The sequence below is a fragment of the Pandoraea horticolens genome (genome assembly GCF_902459555.1).
GTDB classification, from domain to species: Bacteria; Pseudomonadota; Gammaproteobacteria; order Burkholderiales; family Burkholderiaceae; genus Pandoraea; species Pandoraea horticolens.
Genome location: NZ_CABPSM010000002.1, coordinates 38,305 through 60,743 on the forward strand (window position 1 = coordinate 38,305; position 22,439 = coordinate 60,743).

At 59.2% G+C, this 22,439-nt stretch carries 30 protein-coding genes and 1 tRNA gene; 26 read left to right on the forward strand and 5 right to left on the reverse strand.

Annotation, left to right across the window (positions count from 1 at the left end; all coding sequences use genetic code 11):
- Positions 1-14 precede the first annotated feature (14 nt).
- The 11 genes from PHO31112_RS03935 to PHO31112_RS03990 all read left to right on the forward strand — a co-directional run bounded on the left by PHO31112_RS03935 (position 15) and on the right by PHO31112_RS03990 (position 9,339).
- Complete coding sequence (locus PHO31112_RS03935; protein WP_150619328.1) at positions 15-263, forward strand: hypothetical protein; 249 nt, start codon at positions 15-17, stop codon at positions 261-263.
- A gap of 32 nt (positions 264-295) precedes the next feature.
- Positions 296-1,225, forward strand: coding sequence for a head decoration protein (locus PHO31112_RS03940; RefSeq protein WP_150619329.1), 930 nt, complete (start codon positions 296-298; stop codon positions 1,223-1,225).
- Positions 1,226-1,320: 95 nt separating this feature from the next.
- Complete coding sequence (locus PHO31112_RS03945; RefSeq protein ID WP_150619330.1) at positions 1,321-2,385, forward strand: major capsid protein; 1,065 nt, start codon at positions 1,321-1,323, stop codon at positions 2,383-2,385.
- Positions 2,385-2,717 carry a head-tail joining protein gene (locus PHO31112_RS03950; RefSeq protein WP_150619331.1) on the forward strand — a complete coding sequence of 111 codons (333 nt, stop codon included), beginning with the start codon at positions 2,385-2,387 and terminating at the stop codon, positions 2,715-2,717. Before PHO31112_RS03945 ends, PHO31112_RS03950 begins: the two co-directional genes overlap by 1 nt.
- Positions 2,714-3,277 (forward strand): hypothetical protein, encoded by a 564-nt coding sequence (locus PHO31112_RS03955; RefSeq protein WP_010804690.1) that lies wholly within the window; start codon positions 2,714-2,716, stop codon positions 3,275-3,277. The genes PHO31112_RS03950 and PHO31112_RS03955 overlap by 4 nt, the downstream gene beginning before the upstream one ends.
- Positions 3,278-3,286: 9 nt before the next feature.
- Positions 3,287-3,475 carry a DUF2635 domain-containing protein gene (locus tag PHO31112_RS03960; RefSeq protein ID WP_150619332.1) on the forward strand — a complete coding sequence of 63 codons (189 nt, stop codon included), beginning with the start codon at positions 3,287-3,289 and terminating at the stop codon, positions 3,473-3,475.
- Between the two features lie 62 nt (positions 3,476-3,537).
- Positions 3,538-5,031, forward strand: a complete 1,494-nt coding sequence (locus tag PHO31112_RS03965; RefSeq protein ID WP_150619333.1) for a phage tail sheath subtilisin-like domain-containing protein — start codon at positions 3,538-3,540, stop codon at positions 5,029-5,031.
- Between the two features lie 54 nt (positions 5,032-5,085).
- Positions 5,086-5,460: a phage tail tube protein gene (locus tag PHO31112_RS03970; protein ID WP_010804693.1), complete on the forward strand. Its 375-nt coding sequence runs from the start codon at positions 5,086-5,088 to the stop codon at positions 5,458-5,460.
- Between the two features lie 3 nt (positions 5,461-5,463).
- The gene (locus tag PHO31112_RS03975; protein WP_150619334.1) at positions 5,464-5,766 is read left to right on the forward strand and encodes a phage tail assembly protein; all 303 of its coding nucleotides are present in this window, start codon (positions 5,464-5,466) and stop codon (positions 5,764-5,766) included.
- 163 nt (positions 5,767-5,929) lie between these two features.
- Positions 5,930-7,867, forward strand: a complete 1,938-nt coding sequence (locus tag PHO31112_RS03985) for a phage tail tape measure protein (RefSeq protein WP_150619335.1) — start codon at positions 5,930-5,932, stop codon at positions 7,865-7,867.
- An 86-nt stretch (positions 7,868-7,953) separates the two neighbouring features.
- A complete protein-coding gene (locus PHO31112_RS03990) occupies positions 7,954-9,339 on the forward strand; it encodes a DNA circularization protein (RefSeq protein WP_150619755.1) in 1,386 nt (461 codons plus the stop codon).
- 53 nt (positions 9,340-9,392) lie between these two features.
- Here PHO31112_RS03990 and PHO31112_RS03995 read toward each other — a convergent pair whose 3' ends face one another.
- Positions 9,393-9,896: a hypothetical protein gene (locus tag PHO31112_RS03995; protein WP_150619336.1), complete on the reverse strand. Its 504-nt coding sequence runs from the start codon at positions 9,894-9,896 to the stop codon at positions 9,393-9,395.
- A 17-nt stretch (positions 9,897-9,913) separates the two neighbouring features.
- Between PHO31112_RS03995 and PHO31112_RS04000 the strand changes: the two genes are divergently transcribed.
- From PHO31112_RS04000 to PHO31112_RS04065, 14 genes are all read left to right on the forward strand, one after another.
- Positions 9,914-11,005: a phage baseplate assembly protein gene (locus PHO31112_RS04000; protein WP_150619337.1), complete on the forward strand. Its 1,092-nt coding sequence runs from the start codon at positions 9,914-9,916 to the stop codon at positions 11,003-11,005.
- The gene (locus PHO31112_RS04005) at positions 11,002-11,631 is read left to right on the forward strand and encodes a phage baseplate assembly protein V (protein WP_150619338.1); all 630 of its coding nucleotides are present in this window, start codon (positions 11,002-11,004) and stop codon (positions 11,629-11,631) included. The genes PHO31112_RS04000 and PHO31112_RS04005 overlap by 4 nt, the downstream gene beginning before the upstream one ends.
- Before the next feature lie 57 nt (positions 11,632-11,688).
- Entirely contained in the window at positions 11,689-12,132 is a 444-nt protein-coding gene (locus tag PHO31112_RS04010; RefSeq protein ID WP_150619339.1) for a phage GP46 family protein, read from the forward strand.
- Positions 12,132-13,244: a baseplate J/gp47 family protein gene (locus PHO31112_RS04015; protein ID WP_150619340.1), complete on the forward strand. Its 1,113-nt coding sequence runs from the start codon at positions 12,132-12,134 to the stop codon at positions 13,242-13,244. The genes PHO31112_RS04010 and PHO31112_RS04015 overlap by 1 nt, the downstream gene beginning before the upstream one ends.
- An 8-nt stretch (positions 13,245-13,252) precedes the next feature.
- A complete protein-coding gene (locus tag PHO31112_RS04020) occupies positions 13,253-13,849 on the forward strand; it encodes a YmfQ family protein (RefSeq protein WP_150619341.1) in 597 nt (198 codons plus the stop codon).
- Positions 13,850-13,859: 10 nt separating this feature from the next.
- Positions 13,860-15,194, forward strand: a complete 1,335-nt coding sequence (locus tag PHO31112_RS04025) for a hypothetical protein (protein ID WP_150619342.1) — start codon at positions 13,860-13,862, stop codon at positions 15,192-15,194.
- 382 nt (positions 15,195-15,576) lie between these two features.
- Positions 15,577-17,598, forward strand: coding sequence for an acyltransferase family protein (locus PHO31112_RS04030; protein ID WP_150619343.1), 2,022 nt, complete (start codon positions 15,577-15,579; stop codon positions 17,596-17,598).
- A 72-nt stretch (positions 17,599-17,670) separates the two neighbouring features.
- Positions 17,671-18,201: a glycoside hydrolase family 24 protein gene (locus tag PHO31112_RS04035; protein WP_150619344.1), complete on the forward strand. Its 531-nt coding sequence runs from the start codon at positions 17,671-17,673 to the stop codon at positions 18,199-18,201.
- Between the two features lie 14 nt (positions 18,202-18,215).
- Positions 18,216-18,512: a phage holin family protein gene (locus PHO31112_RS04040; RefSeq protein WP_150619345.1), complete on the forward strand. Its 297-nt coding sequence runs from the start codon at positions 18,216-18,218 to the stop codon at positions 18,510-18,512.
- A 4-nt stretch (positions 18,513-18,516) separates the two neighbouring features.
- Positions 18,517-19,029 carry a hypothetical protein gene (locus tag PHO31112_RS04045; RefSeq protein ID WP_150619346.1) on the forward strand — a complete coding sequence of 171 codons (513 nt, stop codon included), beginning with the start codon at positions 18,517-18,519 and terminating at the stop codon, positions 19,027-19,029.
- A complete protein-coding gene (locus tag PHO31112_RS04050; protein WP_010808785.1) occupies positions 19,026-19,322 on the forward strand; it encodes a hypothetical protein in 297 nt (98 codons plus the stop codon). The genes PHO31112_RS04045 and PHO31112_RS04050 overlap by 4 nt, the downstream gene beginning before the upstream one ends.
- Entirely contained in the window at positions 19,319-19,633 is a 315-nt protein-coding gene (locus tag PHO31112_RS04055) for a hypothetical protein (RefSeq protein ID WP_150619347.1), read from the forward strand. Before PHO31112_RS04050 ends, PHO31112_RS04055 begins: the two co-directional genes overlap by 4 nt.
- Positions 19,634-19,643: 10 nt before the next feature.
- Entirely contained in the window at positions 19,644-20,069 is a 426-nt protein-coding gene (locus PHO31112_RS04060) for a hypothetical protein (RefSeq protein ID WP_150619348.1), read from the forward strand.
- Positions 20,066-20,428: a DUF1353 domain-containing protein gene (locus tag PHO31112_RS04065; RefSeq protein ID WP_150619349.1), complete on the forward strand. Its 363-nt coding sequence runs from the start codon at positions 20,066-20,068 to the stop codon at positions 20,426-20,428. Before PHO31112_RS04060 ends, PHO31112_RS04065 begins: the two co-directional genes overlap by 4 nt.
- A gap of 114 nt (positions 20,429-20,542) precedes the next feature.
- On the opposite strand, the gene PHO31112_RS04070 is transcribed toward PHO31112_RS04065, so the two are convergent.
- From PHO31112_RS04070 to PHO31112_RS04080, 3 genes are all read right to left on the reverse strand, one after another.
- Positions 20,543-20,842, reverse strand: coding sequence for a hypothetical protein (locus tag PHO31112_RS04070; RefSeq protein WP_150619350.1), 300 nt, complete (start codon positions 20,840-20,842; stop codon positions 20,543-20,545).
- Between the two features lie 13 nt (positions 20,843-20,855).
- On the reverse strand, positions 20,856-21,113 hold the full coding sequence (locus PHO31112_RS04075) for a hypothetical protein (RefSeq protein ID WP_150619351.1): 258 nt from the start codon (positions 21,111-21,113) through the stop codon (positions 20,856-20,858).
- 68 nt (positions 21,114-21,181) lie between these two features.
- On the reverse strand, positions 21,182-21,442 hold the full coding sequence (locus PHO31112_RS04080) for a hypothetical protein (protein ID WP_150619352.1): 261 nt from the start codon (positions 21,440-21,442) through the stop codon (positions 21,182-21,184).
- Between the two features lie 116 nt (positions 21,443-21,558).
- On the opposite strand from PHO31112_RS04080, the gene PHO31112_RS04085 reads away from it, so the two are divergent.
- A complete protein-coding gene (locus PHO31112_RS04085) occupies positions 21,559-22,185 on the forward strand; it encodes an SOS response-associated peptidase (protein ID WP_150619353.1) in 627 nt (208 codons plus the stop codon).
- An 84-nt stretch (positions 22,186-22,269) separates the two neighbouring features.
- Here PHO31112_RS04085 and PHO31112_RS04090 read toward each other — a convergent pair.
- A tRNA-Lys gene (locus PHO31112_RS04090) sits at positions 22,270-22,345 on the reverse strand.
- Positions 22,346-22,439 lie beyond the last annotated feature (94 nt).

Here is a 22,439-nt window from a genome sequence, read left to right on the forward strand (position 1 = left end):
GATGCGCCGCAATCATGGGATCGAAGGCGGCGGCGCGTAATCCTGTCCTTGCAGCGAACCTGGCCTTCAAAACCCGCATGACCCGCGCCGAGGCTATCGAAACACTGGAAGGGACTCCTGCACCTGCGTCGGCGGTGCATTCGAATCGTGCGGCGCGAAATCCGAGCCTTGGCGGTGATGGCGGCGCTAAACCCTCTCGTCAACAGGCGCTGGCCGCGCGCTGGGATGCGAATCTCCAGGCTGCCAATCCGACCCGTCGCTGATCAACTATCTGCCTCCAAGGAACTGAACCATCATGGGTAACCCGACCTATACGCCGTTTCAAGAAAACTGGCATAACGGTGGCTTTCTCGTCTCGCAGGCGAACGGCCATCAATCCATCGAGCAGGGAACTCTCACAGGCGGCGTCAAAGTGCTTGCCGGTACCGTGCTTGGCACCGTGCTGTCGGCGCTGACCGCAGTAGCCGCCGCTCTCGGGACCAATACCGGTAACGGCACTTTCGGTCCGATCACGCCGCAGGCGGCTCCGGCAACGATGATCGGCACGTATAGCGTTGCTCTCACGAGCGCATCGGCCTTTTCCGTAACGGCACCCGACGGTCAAACCGCGACCGGCACCGTAGGTAGTGCGTTCAGTGGTCTGGGAGTTGGCTTCACGATCACCGCTGGTGCTACGCCATTCGTGGCCGGCGACACGTTTGCGCTTGTGACCACCGCTACCCCCGGCAACCCAACCATCGCGTCCTCTGCTGGCACGAACACCGGCAATGGCACGATCGGGACGCTTAGCGTCCAAGGGTATGCCGCAAAAGCTGGTGTCTATTCTGTCGAGTTCGATGACGCGACGCACTTTGTTGTCTCCGATCCGACGGGGGCAGAAATTGGTCACGGCACTACCGGCGCTGTCTTCAAGGCGGGTGGTCTCTCGTTCACGATCACCGCAGGCGGGACAGCATTCGTGCCGAGTGACAGCTTCACGATCACGATCGCGGCAGGGTCGAGCAAGTACAAGCCGTTCGATCCCGCCAACGTTGACGGCTCCCAGATCCCGAGCGCCATTCTGTTTGCGTCGAAAGACGTCACGAACATGGATAAGCCGTGTGCCGTCGTCGTTCGCCTGGCCGAAGTCAACGCTTCTGAACTGGTGTGGCCGACGGGTATGGGCGCAGCGGCCATTGCTGCCGCGCTTGCGCAACTGAAGGCTCTGACGATCATCCCGCGTTAATCGCCGACCGACTCCACGCCGCCTGCGGGCGGCGCTTTCGTGAATGCACTGAGGCCGCCAGCTTGGCGGCTTTTCTTTTTTTCAAGGAATAAGCCATGGCCGGCGAAATCATCGACATTTTCAACAGCGACGCGTTCAGCGCGCTGACCCTCACCCAGGGTGTACAACGCAATCCGTACCAGCCCGGCGCGCTGGGTCGTCTGAACATCTTCGATCCGAATCCCATTCGCACTACGGCCGTATCGGTTGAAGAGCGCACCGGCACGCTGAAGTTGATCGGTTTCAGCGAGCGGGGCACGGAAGGGACGCAACGCACGACGGAGAAGCGCAAGATGCGCTACTTCGACGTGCCGCGCTTGATGCACGATGACACGATTTACACGTACGAAATCCAGAACATCCGCGAGTTTCCCGAAGGCCCCACGGGCCAGATCGTCACTGTCCCGATGCAACTCGAACGCGAGGTCGCGCGTCGTCTCGCTGGGCCTACCGGTCTTCTGGCAAGTGTCGAGTACACGAAGGAATATCTGCGTCTGGCCGCCGTGCAGGGACTCGTGCTGGATCCGAAAGACGGCTCTGTGCTGTACAACTGGTTCGACGAGTTTCAGATGGCCCAGGCGCCCGAAACGCCGTTCAATCTGGCGGCCGGTACTGCAAACAGCCTGCGACCGATCATCAACGGGATCAAGCGCTACATGGCGCGCAAGGCGCAAGGCGCATTCACGAACCAGACCCGGATCATGGGGCTGTGTGGTGACGCCTTCTACGATCAGTTCTCGAACCACCCGGACGTGATTCGCACCTTCCTGAACTGGGAAGGCGCTCGAGATATCCGCGATGACTCGTTCGGTGACGCATTCGCGTCGTTCGAGTTCGACGGTGTGACGTGGGTGAACTACCGTGGCTCGGATGACAACACGTCCGTGAAGATCGCTGACGACAAGGTCAAGTTCTTCCCCGTCAACGCGCCCGGCATCTTCCAAGAAGTTATGGCCCCCGGTGAATCGGCTGAGTTCATCAATCAACCTGGGGCTCCGGTCTATGTGCTGCCGATCATCGATCGAGATCGTCGCATGTGGTGGAAGATGGAAGCGTACGCGTATCCACTCTACCTCTGCACGCGCCCCGAAGTCCTCGCGAGCGGCCGCGCGGAAGCGTAATGCCTATCAACTGGGGGACGGACGTGCTGGGGCCGCTGATGGGCGTGTTCGGCGAGCCGGTGCAATATCGGCCGCGCGTCGGTGCACCCTTGACGATCTATGGAGTGTTCGACGACGCGTACCAGAAGGAGATGCTCTTCTCAGACGCATCCGTCGAGCTGACAACCGTTCAGGCGGTTCTTGGCGTTCAGTTGTCGCAATTTTCTATGCCGCCGGCACAAAACGACCAGTTGACCGTCGTTCGCACCGGCGGCGCTTACGTCGTGAAAGACGTCCGAGTCGACAGCCACGGCGGAGCAAAGCTGATCCTGAGCAAGATGGGGGCATCGTGACTACCTCGGCAGACATCCGGGCCAAGTTTGTCGAAGCCCTCAAGGGCTCGACCGATGCAGGTGACTCTGTATTTTCTCCTTTCGATTGGCCGACATCGGGCGATGCATATCCGTGTGTCCTGGTGCGCGCCCCGAAGGAGCGGAAGGAGTCCCAAGGACCATTTCAGCCCGGATATGACGTCTACACAACCCTGCAGGTCGTTGCGCGGACGATTTCGCCAGCGCTGATCGGTGACGAGGGATCGGCCGTTGCGCTGGCTGCGGCTGAACGCCTGAAGGCGCAGATCGAGGTCGCGCTGATCAACAATCCGTTGATCTGGAACGATTCGACGGGCGGTGCGCTTATCGAGCAGTTCACTTCGATCGACTCGGAGATCTCCACGTCTTCCGACGGCGAGATGCCCATGGCCGAGTTGGTAATGCATATCGAGGTCAAGTTCTACCAAGGCCCGGAAGACTTTTATCCGATCCCGGCCGCAGTGATCGACGAGGTTCAAATCGCCGTGTCCGTTCCGGATGGCACGCCGCAACCCGGAATCATCATTCATCCACAACTCTGAGGAGCGGCGATGTTCATCAAGCCGGCACCCGGGATCAAACTGCGCGATCCCGAAACGAAGCAATTTGTCCCCGAATCCGGCCAGGAAGTAGGGGAGTTTGACCTGTATTGGGTACGCCGCATCAACGACGGCGATGCCATCCGGGTCTCCGAAGAGATCCCCGAAGCGCCGTCCGCAAAGCCGGGAAAGAGCGCTTAAACATCCCAACGAATTGAACAATCAACCCGCTTCGGCGGGTTTTTTGTTTTGGAGAACGCCAAGTGACTGTTCCCTTTAAAACCATTCCGCAGAATCTGCGGGTTCCCCTGTTCCATGCCGAACTCGACAACAGTCAGGCAAACAGCGGTGCATCGACGCAGCGTGCGTTGATCATCGGGCAGATTGCAGCCGCCGGGACTGGGACGCCGGGCGTTCCGCAAATCTCCCAGGGAGCGACCGAAGCAAAGTCAGTCGGCGGTGCCGGTTCGATGCTTGCGCTCATGACGGCCGCGTATCGCAAGTCTGACCCGTTCGGTGAGGTCTGGTATTTGCCGTTGGCCGACGATGCCAGCGCAGTGGCTGCGTCGGGAAGCATTGCAATTTCTTCGCCCGCCACGGCCACCGGTGTGATTTATCTGTACATCGCAGCCGTGAAAGGCGTACCGCCGGTGACCGTAACGGTTACGTCGACGCAAACGACTGCGCAGATCGCTAACGCCATTGCGGCCGCGATTAACGCACAGTCCGACCTTCCCGTGACCGCGACCGCAGCCACGTCGACGGTGACGGTGACTGCCAAGAACAAGGGCGCGGCCGGCAACGACATCGACATGCGAATCAACTACCGGGGTGCTGCAAGTGGCGAGACGCTACCGGCAGGCCTCGCATTGACGATTACACCGATGGCTGGAGGGGCTGTCAATCCGGCGCTGACGACCGCATTCGCGAACCTGCTCGACAAAGAGTTCGATTTCATCGCGTTCCCGTACACGGATGCGAACTCTCTAGATGCCATGAAGGCATTCCTGAGTTCGACGACTGGGCGATGGAGTTGGAGCAAACAGATTTACGGCCACGCGTTCAGCGGATATCGGGGAACCCTTGGCGCACTTACCACGTTTGGTACCAGCCGGAATGACGAGCACGTATCCGTCATGGGGTTCAACGACTCTCCGACGCCGGCATGGATTCTTGCGGCTGATTTGGCCGGCACCGTGGCGACTTCGGTGCGAGCAGACGCGGCGCGACCGGTACAGACATTGGCGTTGTCGAGTTTCCTTGCACCGCCGCTGGCATCGCGCTTCGCTTTGAGCGACCGAAACACCCTTCTGTGGGACGGCATTTCGACGTTCACCGTCGCCAGCGACGACACTGTCGCCATTGAAAACCTGATCACCACCTACCAGCAGAACAGCTTCGGACAGCCAGACGACAGCTATCTGGAGGTGGAAACGCTGTTCACGCTTGCCTACGTATTGCGGGCCTTGCGTTCCGTGGTGACCAGTAAGTACTCGCGAATGAAGCTGGCTGCGGATGGCACTAGGTTTGCGCCTGGTTCGTCCATCGTTACGCCCGCGATCATCAAGGCAGACCTGATCGCGCAATACCAACAGCTCGAGTATGACGGCTTCGTGCAGCAGAGCGCTGTGTTCGCAGAGGGACTCATCGTCCAGCAGAACAGCACCAATCCGAACCGGGTCGACGTGATTTACCCGGCGGTCCTGATTGCTCAATTGCGTGTATTTGCGCTGCTGATGCAATTCCGTTTGAGCTGACATCCCTGACTCCCGGCGCCCACATGGCGCCGTTTCTCATTTTGGAGACTCCTCATGGCAGGAAATCCGAACCGCTTGGCAGGTACCGCAAGCATCACCGTGGATGGAACGAACTACCTGCTCGTCGGGGACTTCGAATACAACCCGTCGTCGGTCACACGCGAAACGCTTTCCGGCCAGGACGGCGTTCACGGCTTCAGCGAGAAGAAGCGACCCGGTTCTATCTCGGCCAGTCTGCGTGACGCCGGGAACCTCACAGTTGCCGATCTGAATGCAATGGACAACGTGACGGTCGTCGCGCAGCTTGCCAACGGCAAGACCATCATTGGTCGGAATATGTGGACGGTTGAAGACCAGACGGTCAAATCCACGGACGCCACGATTGAAGTGAAGTGGGAAGGTCCGCAAGTTTCGGAAACAACGAGTTAAGACATGAGCCAACCTGAAGAAAAGACGCTCAAGCTTCGCAAGCCTGTGAAGCTCGGCAGCGATGATAGCGAAGTTGTCTACGACAAGCTCGATCTGCGCGAGCCGACTGCGGGCGAACTCGACAAGGCGACATCCACCGGTGGCTCGAACATCGGCATTGGCATCGTCCTGATCCACTTGGTGTCGGGTCTTCCGAAGTCGGCTATCGAGAAGCTCAGCCAACGTGATTTCACGGAGGCGAACGAGTATCTCGCGGGTTTTACCGACGATGGCCAGACGGAGTCGGCGACGCAATCGCCGACGTAACGTATTTCTTCCGTTGGGGCCCGTGTGAGGCAGAGCGCCTCGCACTTTCCAAACTAGCTTGGTGGAGAGACCAAGCTAAGCGCATTCGGCAATCACAGGTGGAGGACTGATGGCAGGGAACGCGTATCAGATCACCATCACGGCTGCCGATAGGGCGTCGGCAGTGGCAAAGCGCATCGAAGCTTCGATGCAGCGCATCACGAAGCCGATCGATCGTGTGACGGCGTCGTCGAAGAAGATGAACGAGGCGGCTTCTACGCTTCGCAAGCCCTTCGCCGACGTCGGGCGTTCGCTCAAGGCGCTTAGCGACGAAACTGGCGTGACGAAGGTCGCGCGAGGTATCCGGCGCATCGGTTACGCCGCAGCGGATGCTGGCCGCAGTCTTCTTGGGATCGTCGCCCCCCTCGCCGGTATCGCGGGGCTCGGCTCGATCGCAGGTATAGCCCTGATGACGAACGAGTGGGGCAAGATGGGAGCGGAGGTTCTGCGTACGTCTGCCGCAATTGGTGTGTCCACGTCGGATCTTCAAGCGTATCGTGGCGCGGCCAAGCTTGCTGGCCTCTCTGCCGACGAAATGACCGGCTCGCTCAAGACGCTCGGCAAGACCATCGAAGATGCGACCTACGGTCGAAATCAGGATGCGTTCGTGATGATGCAGAAGTTCGGCATCAGCCTGCATCGTACGAAGGATGGTGCGGTAGATGCCACCCGCGCGCTCAAGGACGTTGCGAATGCAATTGTCAAGCAAAAGGGGAATGTCCAGACGCAGGCGCTGATTGCGGACGTGTTCGGTGTCGGTTCATTGCTACCGATACTCCAAAAGGGCGAGTCAGGCATCGATGCTTTCGTCAATAAAGCAAAGGACATGGGACTCGTCCTGAGCGACGAGCAACTGAAGCGAGCTGCCGCGTACAACGAGCAGATGATCAAGCTCGAGGCGTCCGGAACAAAGCTTAAGTATTCGTTCGGTGAGGCGATGGCGCCCGCGCTCGAGCGCGTCATTTCCGTCGTTCAGCGATTGGTCGACAAGTATGGTGAGGTGGCCGCAACCAAGGTGGCCGAATATGTCGAGCGCTTTGCCAAGTGGCTCGAACAGGTCGACTGGGATGGAGTAACAACGAAGGTTTCCAATTTCGTCGACGCAATCGGTGGAGTGAAAGGTGTTGCTGTAGCCCTGGCTGCAATCACCTTTGCCGCGCCGATCGCGGGCCTCGTATCGATCATCGCCAACTTGGCCTCGCTCACGTCTGTCGCTATTCCTGGGGCCGTTGCCGCGTTGGGCACGCTGGGTTTGGCTGGCGCGGCTGCATGGGGAGGTCTGAAGGTTGCGAAGGCCGCTGGACTGCCAGATACGAACGTAGCCAAAGGCGCAAGCGATGTGGCTGCTGGCAATTGGTTGGCCGCATCGGCAAGTCTCCCTGCACCCAGCTTCCTCGGTGCCGGCTGGGATCGCCTGACTGGGAAGTCGAACGCTGACATCGCGGCCGGTCTTCGCCTTCAGTCTGGAGTTGGCCGCGCGACGTCTGAGTCCGACGCGCTGTTTTCGCGGCTCGAGTCCCAGTATGGCTTGCCAAAGGGGCTGCTTGACAGCGTTTGGGCGCAAGAGTCGAGTCGCGGGACGAACATGCGTTCCTCGGCGGGCGCCAAAGGGCATTTCCAATTCATGGATGCGACGGCAAAGCAATATGGACTGGACGACCCTGACGACCTGACAAAGTCGGCCACAGCGGCTGCACAAATGTATCGCGATCTGCTGAAGCAAAACGGCGGTGACCTCAGCAAAGCGCTTGCGGGATACAACTGGGGGCAGGGCAACGTGCAGCGCAAGGGCCTGGAGAACGCCCCGAAGGAGACGCGCAACTACGTGGAGCAGGTGCAGGCCCGGATGGGCGGCACGGGGCTCTACAGTAACTCGCCGCGCATAGCTGCCGCGAACTTGCCGGGGCAGTCGCCGTCGCCTGGGGCGGCCGAGGGAGGTCGCGTCCTCGTCGACGTTGTAATTCATCAGGATGGCCGGCCGGCGACTGCAAAGGTCCGGTCTCAAGGCAACGTGACGGGAACCGCGAGCGTAGGTAATCGAGCAATCGGAGAGATGGCGTGAGCGTAGCTGACGTTGTGAACGTTGCGGGAAGCATCGGTGGTGTTGCCTCGGCCGCTAAAGGCATTGCGTCGTCGGCACAGAGCTTGATGAGCCTGTTCGGTAGCGGTGACTATGCGAGCAAGCTCCGTAAGGCGAGCTATAACGGCGTGCCGTTTGCCGTTTTGTCTGAGAGCGGCGTTTTCGGGCGCAACGTCGTCGTCCACTCGTACCCGAAGAAGGAAACGCGGCCTTGGATTGAAGACAATGGGCTGAGGACAAATGTCCTGCAAGTCACGGGTTTTCTGGTGGAGAACAGCCTGATCTACGGCGGTGGTGACGTCACGACCCAGAAGATCAATCTGCTGAATGTAATTCGAGGCGGATCGGTCAACAATACGAAGCCGCCGGGGATCGGAAAGTTAGTGCATCCGACCTGGGGCGAGATCAAAGCGAACTGCACGGAAGCCGAAATCGGCACGTCGTGGGATCGCGGCCGCGTTGTCGAGCTGCGATTGACGTTCATTCTCGGCGGCGATCGGTTGTATCCGAGCGCGCAGTCTGCGACCAAGGACGCTGTAAGCAGTGCGGCTTCGGGCTTGACTGCCTCGTCGCTGCTCAGTTTTATCAGCCGAACGCTCAGCGCGATCAAGGCTGGCATTGCTGTCATTCGTACTGCTGTCGGTATTGCCGTCTCGTTCTATCAGGCGGTGAACAGCTTGGTGCACAGCGTGCGTCGATTCTTCAACTCGATTTCCACCCTCTCGGGGAATTTCGGGCGTCTCTTCGGCGGGGGAAATACCGGATATTCCGGAGCCAACGGGAAAGCACCGAGGGCTGCCACTGTCGCCAGTCTGCTTGCGCAGGACACGCAGAACGTTGCAAAGGTTGCTACTGCCGGGGCGGCGCTATCAGCCGCCGCCGTAAATGCAGGAACGAATCCAGCCGCGTTTAGCGGCGCTGCGCAGTCGCTCATGGTGGCGGCCGCGAACACGGCAGCGTCACCGGCCGACGCAATTCGGCTGCTTACGCCGCTGGCGCGCTACACACCCCCATCCGTGGCGCCTGGATCACCAATCGCGGCCGCTCAAGCGGTAATGAGCAGTGCGGCAGGGGATTTGCTTCGACGATCTGCGATCGCCCAGGTTGCGACGAGTTCGACGGCATACCAGCCGTCATCTGCTGACGATGCCGTCGACGTCAGGAATACCGTCGTTGGGCTGATCGATGCAGAGATTCAGGTTGCGGCGGATCAAGGTGAGGATGACGTCTATGCGGCGCTGCGTACGCTGAGACAGGCAGTGGTCTCCGACTTTGATAGCCGGGGCCAAGGACTGGCGGCCGTAACGACATTTCAGTTCAGCGGGACGATTCCCGCGTTAGCGCTGGCGAATCGTATCTACCGCGACATCGGACGGGAAGATGAATTGGTGAGGCAGGCGAATCCGGTGCATCCGGCGTTCTTGCCAACGAGTTTCAAGGCGCTTGCCGAGTAGGAAGAGGAAAAGCGAAAGCCCCTGGCGGGGCTGCTCTGAGGCTGCGCCGAAAGTCAGTTTAGCGGCTGGTAGATCTGCCGCATTTCCCCATTGACGCACTTAATGGTCACCCTGCCTTGCTTCAGATAGAGCTTTCCATCTGGGCCGGACCGGAGCGAGTTCGTCACGAAGGTCTGGGGGTAGTCGCATTTAGCCATGACGACTTGGCCCTTGTCGTCCAAGACAGGCTCTGCGGCTGATCGAAGCACCTTGAAGTAGGACGCACTCCCCCGTTCGTTGGCAGTCGCAATTGGACGCCCATAAATCAGCCCAAGGATCGGCTCCGCCTCAGATTTAGGTACGTACGTATCCGATCTATTGATTGCTTCAAACGCGTAGCCCGCCTCAAGTCTGGTGCATGACTTTGGAAGCTGCCCATTCGGAGACGTGACTGCTGTGTGCAGGGCCTCAGCCGATTCGCATGCAATAGCGCCCTCGGACTTGATCTGATACACCGGTTCGGCGTGCGCACAGAGTGCAATTAGGCCGACGGATAAAGCACCGATCTGAATTTTCATGATTCAGTATTCCGCATATGTCGAACGACAATATTACACTTTCGATTGGCGAGGCTCGGCTATCTGGATGGACAAGATTGCGCGTCACGCGTGGCATTGAGCGCTTTCCAGGAGACTTTGAACTTGAGATGACGGAATTGTTTCCGGGGCAAGCACAAGATGTAGTGGCTTCGCCTGGCGACAAATGTGTTTTGCAGATCGGTGGGGAGAGCGTCATCACAGGATATGTGGATCGCGTCGTGCCTAGTATTTCAGCCGAGTCGCACGACATCCGCGTGACCGGTCGTGGAAAGTGTCAGGATCTCCTAGACTGCGCCGCAGTTTGGCCGAATGGACAAATGAGCAACGTCAATGCGTACACGATGGCCAAACAACTCGCCGCCGTCTACGACATCGATGTGATCTGTGATTTGGAAGGTCTATTGATGATCCCGCAGATCAACATCATCCCTGGCGAGTCCACATATGAGGTTGTTGAGCGTACGGCGCGCTACAGTGCGCTGCTGGTCTACGAAGACCGAAGCGGCAACATGGTGCTTGCGCGCGCAGGCACCGAGGTGATGGCGAGCGGCGTGCAGGAGGGCATTAACATCGAGGCTGCAACTGCCGAGCGATCGATGGATCAACGCTTTTCGCACGTAACGGCGTTGTTGACTGGCACAAACAACATGCAGGATCTGACGTCGATCACTGCCCCTCATTTCACAGCTACTGACCCTAACGTTCCTCGTCGCCGTGAGCGCGTCATCTTCGCCGAGGCTGGTGAGCTTGGATGGGAAGTTGGCAAGCAGCGGGCCTTGTGGGAGGTGGCTTGGCGCCGCGGGCGCGCTGAGGTGATCCACGTCACCGTCGACAATTGGCGGGACGTGGAGGGAAACCTGTGGGAGCCGAATAAGCTCATCGACGTGTTGATTCCCAGCCTGAAGGTGTCGGGTGATCAAGCGGGCACTGTCCCGCAACGCCTGATGATTGCCGAGGTGAGCTATAGCCTCGACGAGTCTGGAACGCATGCCCAGTTGACGCTGATGCCCCCGGAGGCATTCGAACCCAAGCCAATTTTGCTTTACCCGCAATATGGCGATCTCGTCGGTACGGTGCCATTGCGATGACACGAGACCTTGATGTGGGGCCGGTGCAGCGAGTGGTTCGCCGCGCGCTAACTGCGTTCGCGCGAGCACTGATATCTGCTGTGAACGACTCAGGTGGGGTACAGGTTGTCCAAATCGCCCTCAGCTCGACAGAGGTGCGCGACGGAACACCGCGTATTGCAGAGTTCGGCTTCTCGTCGAATCCGCCGGCTGGTTCCGACGGTGTGGTTGCATTTCTAGGTGGGGATAGAACAAAGGGCATTGTGATCGGGACTGGTCACCAACCGTCGAGACCGAAAGGACTAAAGCCGGGCGAATCTATCCTTCACAGCGAAGATGGGAAGTCAGTCTATCTGACGGCCGACGGCGGGATCGTCGTGGAAGCTAAGGGGCAGCCGGTCGTGGTCAATGACGCGTCAGACGTCACCTGGAATTGCTCCGGCAAGTTCAAATTGATAGCACCGGGCGGTGTTGAATTCGATACTCCGCTGGTGAAATCGACAGGCAACATGCAAGACAACTTCCAGAGCAACCCACACACCCTTGCGGATATGCGGCAGATCTCGAACGAGCATGACCATCTCGTTAAGGGCGTGCAAATCGGGTCGTCCGACGTGACGAGCGATCCGCCAAACCAACAGCAGTAGAAGCTGCCCGTTTCGATATACAAGCCTCCCTCGCGGAGGCTTTTTTGTTTGGTACGCATGGATACCTCAACCGTTTGGGACGCTTCAGCAAACCGAGGCGATTGGGTTCTTGATGGCGCCGCGCTCGGGACGGGAAACGATGTCACAACGGCCCTCCTGATCAGTCTTTTCACTGATCGTATGGCCGATGTGGACGACATCATTCCCGACGGCACAACGGACCCGCGCGGCTGGTGGGGCGATGACGTCGTTGCAGGCCCGATCGGGTCTCGGATGTGGCTCATCGTCAGAGAGAAGCAGACCAAAGAAACGCTGCAGCGGGCTTATGACTACATCGTTGAGGCCATTCAATGGATGATCGACGACAAGGTGGTGGCCCGGTTCGACATAAACGTGTCGTGGATCAAAAGGGGGCAGTTAGGTGCCCAGATCACGGCGTACAAGCAGGATGGCTCGATTGTGCCGAATACGTTCACTTGGGCTTGGCAGGGGAATGACTGATGCCGTATCAACGACCCACACTCACCGAGCTTCAACAGCAGGTCGCGTCAGACATCGCGTCCAGCGTGCCGGGATCCGACCCGTTGCTACGGTTCGCTAACCTGAAGGTTACCGGGCGTGCTCAAGCGGGCCTTGCACACCTCCACTACGGATACATCGACTACATCGCCAAACAGGCGGTTCCGTGGACGTCTACGGGTGAATATCTGGCGGGATGGGGGGCGTTGCGCAATACATTTCAGAAGTCGCCAACCGCAGCGTCAGGAATCGTGCCGTTCTCGGGAGTTCCGGGCACCTTAATCCTCGCTGGCTCATCCGGCGCGCGGGGAGACGGAGTCACCTACACCTCGCAAACCGACGCAACCGTTCAAGCGAATGGAATTGCCACCGTTTCGTTCATTGCCGATCAGGTCGGTGCGGTAGGGAACTGCGGTGCCGGAACCATCATAACGCTTGGTGTTGCTATTCCAGGGGTGCAAAGCAGCGGGACTGCCTCGTCTGCGTTCACTGGGGGCGCCGATGCTGAGAAAGAGGACGACTTCAGCGAGCGCGTGATGGGCGCCTTTCAGGCGACACCTCAAGGCGGTGCCGCCGGTGACTATTCGACGTGGGCCCTCGACGTGCCAGGCATCACTCGCGCATGGGTGGTTCGAAACGGCTTCGGTGCCGGCACAGTTGTCGTGTACGTAATGCTTGATGATGCGCAGGCGGCCCATGGCGGGTTCCCGCAAGGAAGTGACGGGGTGGCAGCTGGTGACCAGTCTAGGGGCGTCGAGGCGTCGGGTGATCAGCTCATCGTGGCCAATGCAATCTTTCCTTTGCAGCCAGTGACTGCGCTTGTTTATGTCTGTTCGCCTATTCCCAACGCGATCAATTTCACGATTACTGGATTGTCCTCGGCATCCGATGCCACCAGGTCTGCAATCTCGGCGGCCATCGTCGGGGTGTTTCGCTCGAATGGTGCTCCAGGTGGAACGATCGATATGTCCGATATCAACTCGGCGATCGGATCAATACCGGGGACGAGCGGTTTCGTCATCACCAGTCCAGCTGGCAACATCACCAACACGACTGGGCAACTTCCAACTCTCGGAACAATTGCATATCCGTAAGGAGCGCGATGTCTGTACCAGCACTCACTTCCGACGATTATCTCCATGCGTTCCAAGGACTTATGCCGCGCGGCGCAGTTTGGCCACGGGATCCGGATGCGCTTCAAACGAAAGTGTTCCGTGGGCTGAATTCGGTCTATGCCCAGAATACCGCGCGGGCCAACAATCTGTTGATCGATGCATTTCCCGGCACTGCCTTCGAACTTCTTCCTGAGTGGGAAGAAACGCTAGGGCTGCCGGATCCCTGTGCCGGAGTTTCGCCGACGATAGAAGCGCGCCGAGCCCAGGTTGTGGCTCGCCTAGCAGCGGTGGGAGGCCAATCCATCGCGTACTTCACGCAGTTGGCGGAGAACCTCGGGTATTCGATCACGATCACCCAGTTCACGCCGTTTGTTCTAGGCCAGGCTTCTTTCGGCGCTGCGCTAAACGGGCCGGATTGGGCGTTTGCCTGGCAGGTCAACGCGCCTTCATATTCGATTAGATATTTCGCGTTCGACGCGGGATCTTTCGGCGAGCCATTTGCGTCGTGGAGCAACAACGTTCTTCAGTGTGAGATCTCGGCGTACGCGCCGGCTCACACCATTCCCCTGTTCAACTACAACTGACCACATCGACATGGATCGACTGATCGCGCAATACACGGTCCCGGTAGGTAGCGGCGATACTGCGCCGGCCACAGGAACACCAGGTCAAGCCACGAGCGGAAATCCGGCCACCAATACGCCAGCAACTCGATTGCCTGCGTACGCTTGGAATGCACTGCAAGAGGAGTTGATTGCTGTGCTTGCGGGGGCAGGAATAACTCCCGATCGCAATAACAATGCCCAGGTCGTGACGGCAATTCGGCGACTTGTGCAGTCAAAGACGGTCCTTGCTGATACCGGTGCAGCGAACGCCTATGCAGCTACCAATACACCGGCGCTGACGGCACTTCCAGCCAGTGGTTTCGTTCAGGTGCTGAGTGTCGCAAATGGAAACACCGGCGCTTCGACTTATGCGGCTGACGGCCTCGCGGCAAAGCCGATTCTCGGTATGGGCCTTGCTCCACTGCAAGGCGGCGAGATGCCTGCTAAGGGCCTCGCAACGCTGCTTTACATTGTCGCGTCAACCGTCAATAGCGGAAACGGCGCATGGGTTCTCATCGAATGCTCGGGCGGCGCGCAGCAGATTTCTCCAGGGACTGCCCCACAGCACGCTGTGCAGTTGGGGCAGGTGTCGGGCGTTATTGGTTCGTCGCGCAACCTCGCGATGAATGTCGCGACAGCATCGTCCACAGCGACCGTCACGGCGAATGAACTGATCGTTGAAACGTCCCTCGGCGGCCTACGCTATTGCCTCGCCGCATTCAGCAAGTCAATCAATCTTGCAACGACGGGGGCTGGTGGCATGGACGTCGGTAGTGCCCCAGCGTCGGGATTTGTCGGGATCTACGCGATCTACAACCCCACCAGCGGCACGTCAGCGCTCTTGGCTACCAACGCGACGTCGTCGGCCGTGAGTGAGGTTTATGGGGGCGCCAACATGCCCACCGGATACACCGCTTCCGCCTTGGTCGCGGTGGTGCCGACGAACGCGAGCGGGCAGATCAGTCCATTGCTGCTTCAGGGGCGCCGAGTGGCGATCATCAACGTGTCGGTGCTGTCAACATCGTCACAACCCGCCAGTTTTACTGCATTTTCGATTGCTTCTGCGGTACCGCTGAACGCAATTAACGCATCCGTCCTGCTTCAAGTAAGCAACACGACAAATGCAGCATCTGAAAGCTACGACGTCTCACCAACATCATCTGGCATCAATAGGGTATCGGTTTCAGGGCAGTCAGTGGGGACCTCTGGGAACACAATATCGACATCTGTGGAACTGTCGATAGCCACACCGCAAACGCTCTATTACAAGGGCGGGGGCGGTACTCCGCTACTCGCAGTATCGATCGGCGCCTATAGCTTCTAACGACAGGACTTACACTGATCATGCCACAGGAAATCACACTGCAATTTCTTAGCGAAGACAAGAATGTCGCATATGGGGTTCTGTTCGCACCAAACCCTGACGATCCGGGGAACAGTTTGTATTACGAGAATACCGACACATCGGACGTAAGGTACGCCGCCTATTACTGGGCTCAAGGCCCGTTGTTCGTACAGCCTCCGCTTCCGAATCCGGAGATATCACTTTCGGAAGAGGCCTACGCGGCGTACTTCACCCGCCTTTCGTTGGTCGATCAGGCCCGATTCAAGCCCCCCGTCGCATAGGGTTAGGGCCCTTGATAGGCGTGCTTAAACAGGACGCGTGGATTTCGAGATATTAGAGGAAATCGGATAACATTGCGCGCATGAAAAATCCCATTCTGCGCGGCCCCAGCACCGGTTCAACGTATCGCCCTGACATTGACGGTCTTCGCGCCGTCGCCATACTTTGTGTCGTGATATTTCACGCGTTCCCGGGGAATCTGCCGGGGGGCTTTGTCGGCGTTGACGTGTTTTTCGTGATATCCGGATTCCTGATTTCTAGGATCATCTTTTCCGGACTGGCTGCGGGAAGCTTCCGGTTTTCCGAATTCTATGTGCACCGCGTTAAGCGGATCGCGCCTGCGCTCATCGTGGTGCTTGCCTCTTGCTTTGCGCTCGGTTGGTACGTTCTTTTGCCAGACGAATTCAGGCAGCTAGGCAAGCACATCGCTGCGGGTTCTGGTTTCGTTGAGAATTTCGTGCTCTGGGGCGAGGCGGGGTATTTCGATAAAGAAACTGCCCTAAAACCGTTGATGCACCTATGGTCGTTGTCGATCGAGGAGCAGTTCTATATTTTCTACCCGCTACTGGTTTGGGGCGTCTGGCGGATGGGGGCGAACGTCATTGGTGTCATCGTCGCACTGGGCTTATGTTCGTTCGCGATTAATCTGGCTGGCGGCGCGTCTCACCCGGGCGCGACGTTCTATTTGCCCCAGTCAAGAGTATGGGAACTGATGAGCGGCGCGGTGCTCGCCTATGCGTATGCGCGCAATTGGCGTTGCGTGGTGGCCATTCGCAATAGCAGTTTCCTCGCCGATAGTCTGTCTGTGCTTGGCATCGGGCTTGTGCTTGGTGTCGCAACGTCGCTTGTCAGAAGCGAGTACTTTCCGGGCTGGCTCGCACTGTTTCCGGTCTTCGGGGCAGTTCTGTTGATTGCGGCGGGTCCGAAGGCGATGGTGAACCGGTTTGTGCTCTCGAACCGACCCATGGTCTTCGTCGGATTGATCAGCTATCCACTCTACCTGTGGCATTGGCCGCTCCTGTCGTTCGCGCACATCATTGATGCTCAGGCGCCAACGGGAGCGGTTCGTGACGGTGCGGTCGTGCTCAGCTTTGCCTTGGCTTGGTTGACGTATCGTTTAGTCGAGCTACCCACTCGATATGGGAGGTTGCCCAAGATACGAGTTGTTTATGCACTCGCCGTTGGGTTGATTGCGGCAATGGGGCTCGGCGCCAGCGCGCTTCTGAAGGGAGGATACACAACCCGCGAGGCAGCGCTCGCCAATCAGGTGAACAAGTTCGACTATCCATATATTCATTCCTGTCAGGCCATCACGGGAATGAAGCCAGATGACGATCGCTGCAGTGCCGATCATCTGCCTGTTCCAGCTCCGGGCGTGATCGTGATTGGGGACAGTGTTTCGAACGCTTACTCTGCGGCGCTCACCGAGTATTCAAGGCTAGATGCGAGCTTTTCGTATTTCCAGTTTGGGCGGGGGGAATGCCCGATGCTTCTCGATTACGGGCCGATCTTCTGTCGACAGATGATGGAGTACGCGAGAACATACATCGCGGAAACGCCTTCGGTGCATACGGTTGTTCTGGCGTCCAACTGGCCCCTATATTTCAACGGTCAAGACTGGCAAGGCGTACGCGAGCGAAAAGAAACGCCAGAACAGTTCGATCGATCGTTCAAGAAGACCGTGGAGTATTACCAATCGCTTGGAAAGAAGGTCGTGGTCTTCTTTCCGCCTGCCGTCGGTGCAGATCCAAGGGCCTGTGTGGTCAGAGCGTTCACTTTGACCCACCGTTCAATATGCGATCCAGACGTCACTGTAGCCAAGGCCATCGACGGAAATTACCGTCCGACGCTTGTGCCATATTTGGCTGCAAGGAACGTCGAGACATTTGACCCCTTCCCGGCCCTATGTGCTGAGGGCCGGTGCAAGATGCTGGACGGTCAGCGGTTGCTCTGGTCTGATGGTGGCCACATGAGTTGGTACGGCGGACAGTATTTGGCAAGGCATGCCGTCGCGGATCTCCGCCGCGTTTTCGGCGGAACGGGTACCCCGAGCAAGCCCTTGTTGCCTCAAGCAAGCACAGCCGGTCGCATTACCACGAACTGAACCTCAACACGTTACACAGCCAACAATTCGAGCCACCTTCAGAGGGTGGCTTTTTTCTTTTCTGGAATTGCCATGCCACGAATCGATGCTGCCACAGCGGGCGGCAGGAACGCGCTCGCCTTTCTCGACGCCCTTGCCGTCAGTGAGCACACGGCACAGGGGCTTGCCAATTCCGATGATGGCTACAACGTCATCGTCGGCGGCACGCCACAGCGCCCCACGCTCTTCACGAGCTATCAGGACCATCCGCGCATCCTGGTCACCATCCGCGATAAGAACGGCGCACCTCGGATGATCAACGGTAAGCCGTTGCAGTCGACGGCAGCGGGGCGGTATCAACTGCTCGCGCGCTACTTCGACGCCTATCGTCCGCTGCTCGGCCTACGCGATTTTTCGCCGCGCAGCCAAGATTTGATTGCGCTGCGGCAAATCAAGGAGCAGGGCGCCATGCCGGACATCACCGCAGGGCGCATTGCAGTGGCATTCGCCAAATGCCGGAACATCTGGGCCAGCCTGCCTGGCGCCGGATACGGTCAACACGAAAACACACTCGACGTGCTACTCGCGGCGTACAAGCGCGCGGGCGGCGTCATTGCTTCGTAACCGGGGAACCATCGATGGATGACCACAAGACTGCCTGGACGATTCTGGGCCTGCTGGTGCTGGGGGCTGCTATGGGATTCGGGAAACTGCTCGTCAGTGACGAGGTATTGACGTGGCGGCTGATCATCGGCCGCGCGATTCTGGGGGCTGGCGCGTCAATGATCGCCGGCGTGGTGCTGATCCAGATTCCAGACATTCCGCCTCTGGCGCTGCTCGGGATCGGCAGTGTGCTGGGTACGGTCGGAGCGCAGTTCATCGAGCTGCAGCTCAAACGTCGGGCTGGCGGCCTCATGCACGGCGACAGGGGGTGATGCCATGTCAGTGACCGACACCCATGAGGAACGCGAGACGCTGGCCGTCGACGTGCTGCTGCCGGGCCATGATCCGCGCGTCACGACGCCACTGTTCACGCACAGCCGTTTGACGTTGGTCGAGCGCGAGGGCGGCCGGTGCTTCGTCTGCGGCGGCACCGAGCACGATAGCGGCCATCCGCTCGAGGCCCATCACCACCCGATCGAGCGCAGCACGGCCAACATGATCGACTGGCCGCGCTTCGCCGACGACTGTCGCGCCGGCGTCTGGGGCGAGCGTGCGCGCGCATTCGATTGGGACGGCTTCCTGGCCGCCCAGCCGTTCGACCCGTACCGCTTCGTCGACGACATGACCGTCAACGGAATGCTGATCTGCAAAAAGCACCACATCGGCAAGGACGCAGGCATTCACGCGATGCCGTTCCCGCTTTGGGTCACCCAGAAATACGCCGTCGCGGGGTATCAGTTCACGCCTGACGAAATCATCCACCACCACGAGAAGGACACAACGAAATGAACATCTTGATGAAAGTGCTGTGTTACGGCGGGTTGCTGCTGGTATGGGGCGTATTCGCATTCCTCGGCAAGACGCCGGTGGAAGGCTTCATTGCGGCGATCGGGGCAGCTCTGGCTTCGCTCGCGACCACGCATGCCATCGGGGCAAAACAGCCCCAAACCGGCGTGAGTTTGCTCGGAACGATCGGAGTCAGCGATGCGCCGCCACTTGCTGCGGAAGCTCAATTCCAAACGGCGACGCTGGGCGCGGCGGCTACCGGGCAGCACCCGGATACGCCAGCGTCAACGCAGTGAAGGGGGCTGCCCTCGCGTGTGCCGCCGGCCTCGCGCTGGCCGCATGTGCCGGTACCGCGCGCTACGACGTGCGGCCGTTCTATGACTCATCCGGCCGGCTGATCTGCTGCCAGGCGTCAGTATCGAGCAGCAAGGACGTCGGCGCCGTCACCGTGCGCGTGATCAACACCCCCGAGGGTTTCACCCTCGACTTCGCCGAAACCGGCGTGTCGGCCAGTGCGCCGATCACCGCAGGTGGCGGCATCGCTTCCAGCATCTCAGCAGCCGTCGCCAGCGCGGCGGCCACCGCAGTTCGATTCACCACCCCGTAAGGAAATCACCATGAAGCGTTTTGCCATTCTGGCCGCGTGCGCGGCCGTGCTTTCGTTCGCCATCACGGCTTGCTCGACGACCGGCCAGTCGGTGTCCACGCCGGCACAGGTCGCCGCACGCGTGTGCCCGCCGGTCGAGGTCGCTATCACGTCGCTGCAGCAGGTCAGCGGCATGAGCGACACTGCGCTGCATGCGCTTGCCGACGCGCAGCCGGTCGTGAGCGCGGTATGTGCCGCAGGCTCGACGGTCGACGCCGTCAACCTTCAGACGCTTGCGAGCGCGGGACTGCCTGCGATCATCACTGTGGTGAAAGCGTCGCCCTTGTCCGCGCAGGACCAGGATCGAATCGTGATGGGCGTGACCACGGCGCAGATTCTGCTGGCGGCGGCAATTTCCGCGTGGCCGGCCGATACGCCCACGGCCGGCGCAAAATGAGTCGGTTCCTGACCCGGCTGGTGATGGAAAACGCCACTGGTTGCGACGATGGCCGGTGGCGGCTCGTGCGGGCGCTCGTGTATCAGTCGGATGTAGCCGGCGAGATATTCATCGTGCCGCGTGGGTTCGTCACCGACCTTGCTTCGGTGCCGCGGCTGCCCGTCGTGTACTGGTTAACCGGGGGCACGTCGAACGAGGCGGCAGTCGTGCATGATTGGCTCTACACCGAAAAGCCGGTGCCGCGAGCGGTCGCAGACAAGGTGCTACGCGAGGCGTCTGCTGTTACCTGCGTACCCGCGTGGCGCAGGTGGCTGATGTATTGGGGCGTTCGGCTGGGTGGTGCATCGCACTGGCGCTGACTCTGCCCACATCGCCAGACTTGCATGCGATCGCAGCTCCGATGTGCCATCGAAAATGATACTCATAGTGCGCAAGAGCATAAAAATGATCGGTATCATTATCTTCGCAGCGCTTCATCGATGCGGCGCGTTCGGTATTCCCGGAAGCTCGCCTCGCTGCTGTCGCTGATCGGCAAGCAGGGCCCTGAGCCACTCAAGGGCTATCAGGGTGTCGCCGACCTCTTCCTTCCATGCCTGGTGGATGATTGCGTACAGCGACTCCACCTCTCTGAGCACTTTTTCTTTGTGCTGGGCCTCAAGTCGGCGGTAGGCCACCTCTTCGATTGCGCGCCGAAGGTCTGGATCTTTGTGGGTGAGCCACAAGCCGCGTAATTGATCGATTGTCAGTTCTGACGGGCGGGGATTGAGAGGCATGACGGCGCCATCATTACGCAGCCGCGTACTCGTCGAGCAGCGGAATGCGGCCGTGCTGGAATAGCACCTTGGGTGACTCCAACGCGCCGGTCTCGGGGTCGAGAAGCACCTCATAAGCCGCGACGCCAGCGTGCCGCTCGCGCATCGAATGTGCGACGCGCACGGCGCCGACGCTCGTGCTGGCCGGCCGCACCTCAACAGGCAGCAGGTCGCCGCCAACCCCCTTGCGGAACGGGACGACGATAAATCTGGTGGTGTGTGGATCTCGCATGGTGGCCTCCCTCGGGTTCGGTTGAGGGAGGTAAACTAGCACAAAATACTGTATGAAATAACAGTATTCTATTCCTCGCCTTCCATGTTCGCCCGTTCAATTAGACGCCGCAGGCGGCGCCCGAGCTTATTCGCGTGCCAACACACGCAATTGTGCTGCTGAGATTCAATAACGCAGGCCCCGCAAGGCTCGATCGCTTTCAGTTGCGCAACGATGTCCTCGATATCGGCCCCTGTCTCAGACTCGATGCGTGCGATGGTGCGTGCGACACGTTCGTCAATTCCGGCGGAGGCATTCAGTGCCAGTTGCTTCGCGTCTTCGAGTTCCATGATGATGTATCTCTTTTCGCTCATGCATGTCCTTTGGTCAGTCGTACATCGGTTGTGCTAGTGCATTGTATATTTGGTAGTCACCGTGAGGCGCCAACGTCGCAATTGGGGTTGCTATGTGCACGAACTACCGCGTTCCAGACAAGCAGCTATTCAGCGAATACTACGGCACACCGCCGCCGGTGAGCGAGTGGCGCGACAAGGTCTACAAGGACTATTTCGCACCGATCATTCGCCGGGACGGCGAGGGGCGGCGCTCTGACCTTGCGGCGTTCGGGATGGTGCCGCGCGAGAAGATCCCGCCAGGCGTGCATGTCTTCGACACGATGAACGCGCGAGCGGAGACGGTGGGTGAGAAGCGGAGCTTCAGCGGCGCGTGGAAGCGGCAGCAGCTATGCTTGATCCCGACGCAGGTCTTCTTCGAGCCTGATTACGAGACGGGGAAGTCGGTGCGTTGGGCGGTGGGCATGGCCGACGGTAGCCCATTCGCGATTGCTGGGCTGTGGAGGGAGTGGGAAGGTGAGGGCGGCGCTCGATTGTCGTTCACGATGCTCACGCTCAACTCGGATCATTATCCGCTGATGAAGCGCTTCCACAAGCCGGGCAGTGAGAAGCGGTCAGTCGTCATCATCAAGCTTGTCGATTACGACGACTGGCTCGGCGCTCGATCGATGGAGGAGGCGCGGTCGTTCGTGACGCTGCCTGATGCTGAATCGATGGTGGCGGGACCACTGCCGAAGTGAGGTGAGATTTCCGCTAAGGCAGAAAAACACACACAAGACAAAATAAAAAAGGGCTGCGATTTCTCGCAACCCCTTGAATTCGTTTGGTAGGCCGTGCGGGATTCGAACCTGCGACCAACGGATTAAAAGTCCGCTGCTCTACCAGCTGAGCTAACGACCCAACGAAGAAAAAGATTATAGCGTCGCGGTCTTTTTACTGTCAATACCCGTACGGCGCAGAGAGGTTCGAATCGCCGGCATTTTCCGCATACGCG

Excerpts from the sequence above, each read along its gene's own strand:
- PHO31112_RS04000 (WP_150619337.1), top strand. The coding sequence starts at position 9,914 with ATGTCGAACGACAATATTACACTTTCGATTGGCGAGGCTCGGCTATCT.
- PHO31112_RS04025 (WP_150619342.1), top strand. The coding sequence starts at position 13,860 with ATGGATCGACTGATCGCGCAATACACGGTCCCGGTAGGTAGCGGCGAT.
- PHO31112_RS03935 (WP_150619328.1), top strand. The coding sequence starts at position 15 with ATGGGATCGAAGGCGGCGGCGCGTAATCCTGTCCTTGCAGCGAACCTG.
- PHO31112_RS04060 (WP_150619348.1), top strand. The coding sequence starts at position 19,644 with ATGAAGCGTTTTGCCATTCTGGCCGCGTGCGCGGCCGTGCTTTCGTTC.
- PHO31112_RS03950 (WP_150619331.1), top strand. The coding sequence starts at position 2,385 with ATGCCTATCAACTGGGGGACGGACGTGCTGGGGCCGCTGATGGGCGTG.
- PHO31112_RS04015 (WP_150619340.1), top strand. The coding sequence starts at position 12,132 with ATGCCGTATCAACGACCCACACTCACCGAGCTTCAACAGCAGGTCGCG.
- PHO31112_RS04040 (WP_150619345.1), top strand. The coding sequence starts at position 18,216 with ATGGATGACCACAAGACTGCCTGGACGATTCTGGGCCTGCTGGTGCTG.
- PHO31112_RS04020 (WP_150619341.1), top strand. The coding sequence starts at position 13,253 with ATGTCTGTACCAGCACTCACTTCCGACGATTATCTCCATGCGTTCCAA.
- PHO31112_RS04010 (WP_150619339.1), top strand. The coding sequence starts at position 11,689 with ATGGATACCTCAACCGTTTGGGACGCTTCAGCAAACCGAGGCGATTGG.
- PHO31112_RS03970 (WP_010804693.1), top strand. The coding sequence starts at position 5,086 with ATGGCAGGAAATCCGAACCGCTTGGCAGGTACCGCAAGCATCACCGTG.
- PHO31112_RS04030 (WP_150619343.1), top strand. The coding sequence starts at position 15,577 with ATGAAAAATCCCATTCTGCGCGGCCCCAGCACCGGTTCAACGTATCGC.
- PHO31112_RS03940 (WP_150619329.1), top strand. The coding sequence starts at position 296 with ATGGGTAACCCGACCTATACGCCGTTTCAAGAAAACTGGCATAACGGT.
- PHO31112_RS04005 (WP_150619338.1), top strand. The coding sequence starts at position 11,002 with ATGACACGAGACCTTGATGTGGGGCCGGTGCAGCGAGTGGTTCGCCGC.
- PHO31112_RS03945 (WP_150619330.1), top strand. The coding sequence starts at position 1,321 with ATGGCCGGCGAAATCATCGACATTTTCAACAGCGACGCGTTCAGCGCG.
- PHO31112_RS04050 (WP_010808785.1), top strand. The coding sequence starts at position 19,026 with ATGAACATCTTGATGAAAGTGCTGTGTTACGGCGGGTTGCTGCTGGTA.
- PHO31112_RS03990 (WP_150619755.1), top strand. The coding sequence starts at position 7,954 with ATGAGCCTGTTCGGTAGCGGTGACTATGCGAGCAAGCTCCGTAAGGCG.
- PHO31112_RS04075 (WP_150619351.1), bottom strand. The coding sequence starts at position 21,113 with ATGCGAGATCCACACACCACCAGATTTATCGTCGTCCCGTTCCGCAAG.
- PHO31112_RS04070 (WP_150619350.1), bottom strand. The coding sequence starts at position 20,842 with ATGCCTCTCAATCCCCGCCCGTCAGAACTGACAATCGATCAATTACGC.
- PHO31112_RS03995 (WP_150619336.1), bottom strand. The coding sequence starts at position 9,896 with ATGAAAATTCAGATCGGTGCTTTATCCGTCGGCCTAATTGCACTCTGT.
- PHO31112_RS04035 (WP_150619344.1), top strand. The coding sequence starts at position 17,671 with ATGCCACGAATCGATGCTGCCACAGCGGGCGGCAGGAACGCGCTCGCC.
- PHO31112_RS04085 (WP_150619353.1), top strand. The coding sequence starts at position 21,559 with ATGTGCACGAACTACCGCGTTCCAGACAAGCAGCTATTCAGCGAATAC.
- PHO31112_RS04065 (WP_150619349.1), top strand. The coding sequence starts at position 20,066 with ATGAGTCGGTTCCTGACCCGGCTGGTGATGGAAAACGCCACTGGTTGC.
- PHO31112_RS03960 (WP_150619332.1), top strand. The coding sequence starts at position 3,287 with ATGTTCATCAAGCCGGCACCCGGGATCAAACTGCGCGATCCCGAAACG.
- PHO31112_RS04080 (WP_150619352.1), bottom strand. The coding sequence starts at position 21,442 with ATGGAACTCGAAGACGCGAAGCAACTGGCACTGAATGCCTCCGCCGGA.
- PHO31112_RS03975 (WP_150619334.1), top strand. The coding sequence starts at position 5,464 with ATGAGCCAACCTGAAGAAAAGACGCTCAAGCTTCGCAAGCCTGTGAAG.
- PHO31112_RS04045 (WP_150619346.1), top strand. The coding sequence starts at position 18,517 with ATGTCAGTGACCGACACCCATGAGGAACGCGAGACGCTGGCCGTCGAC.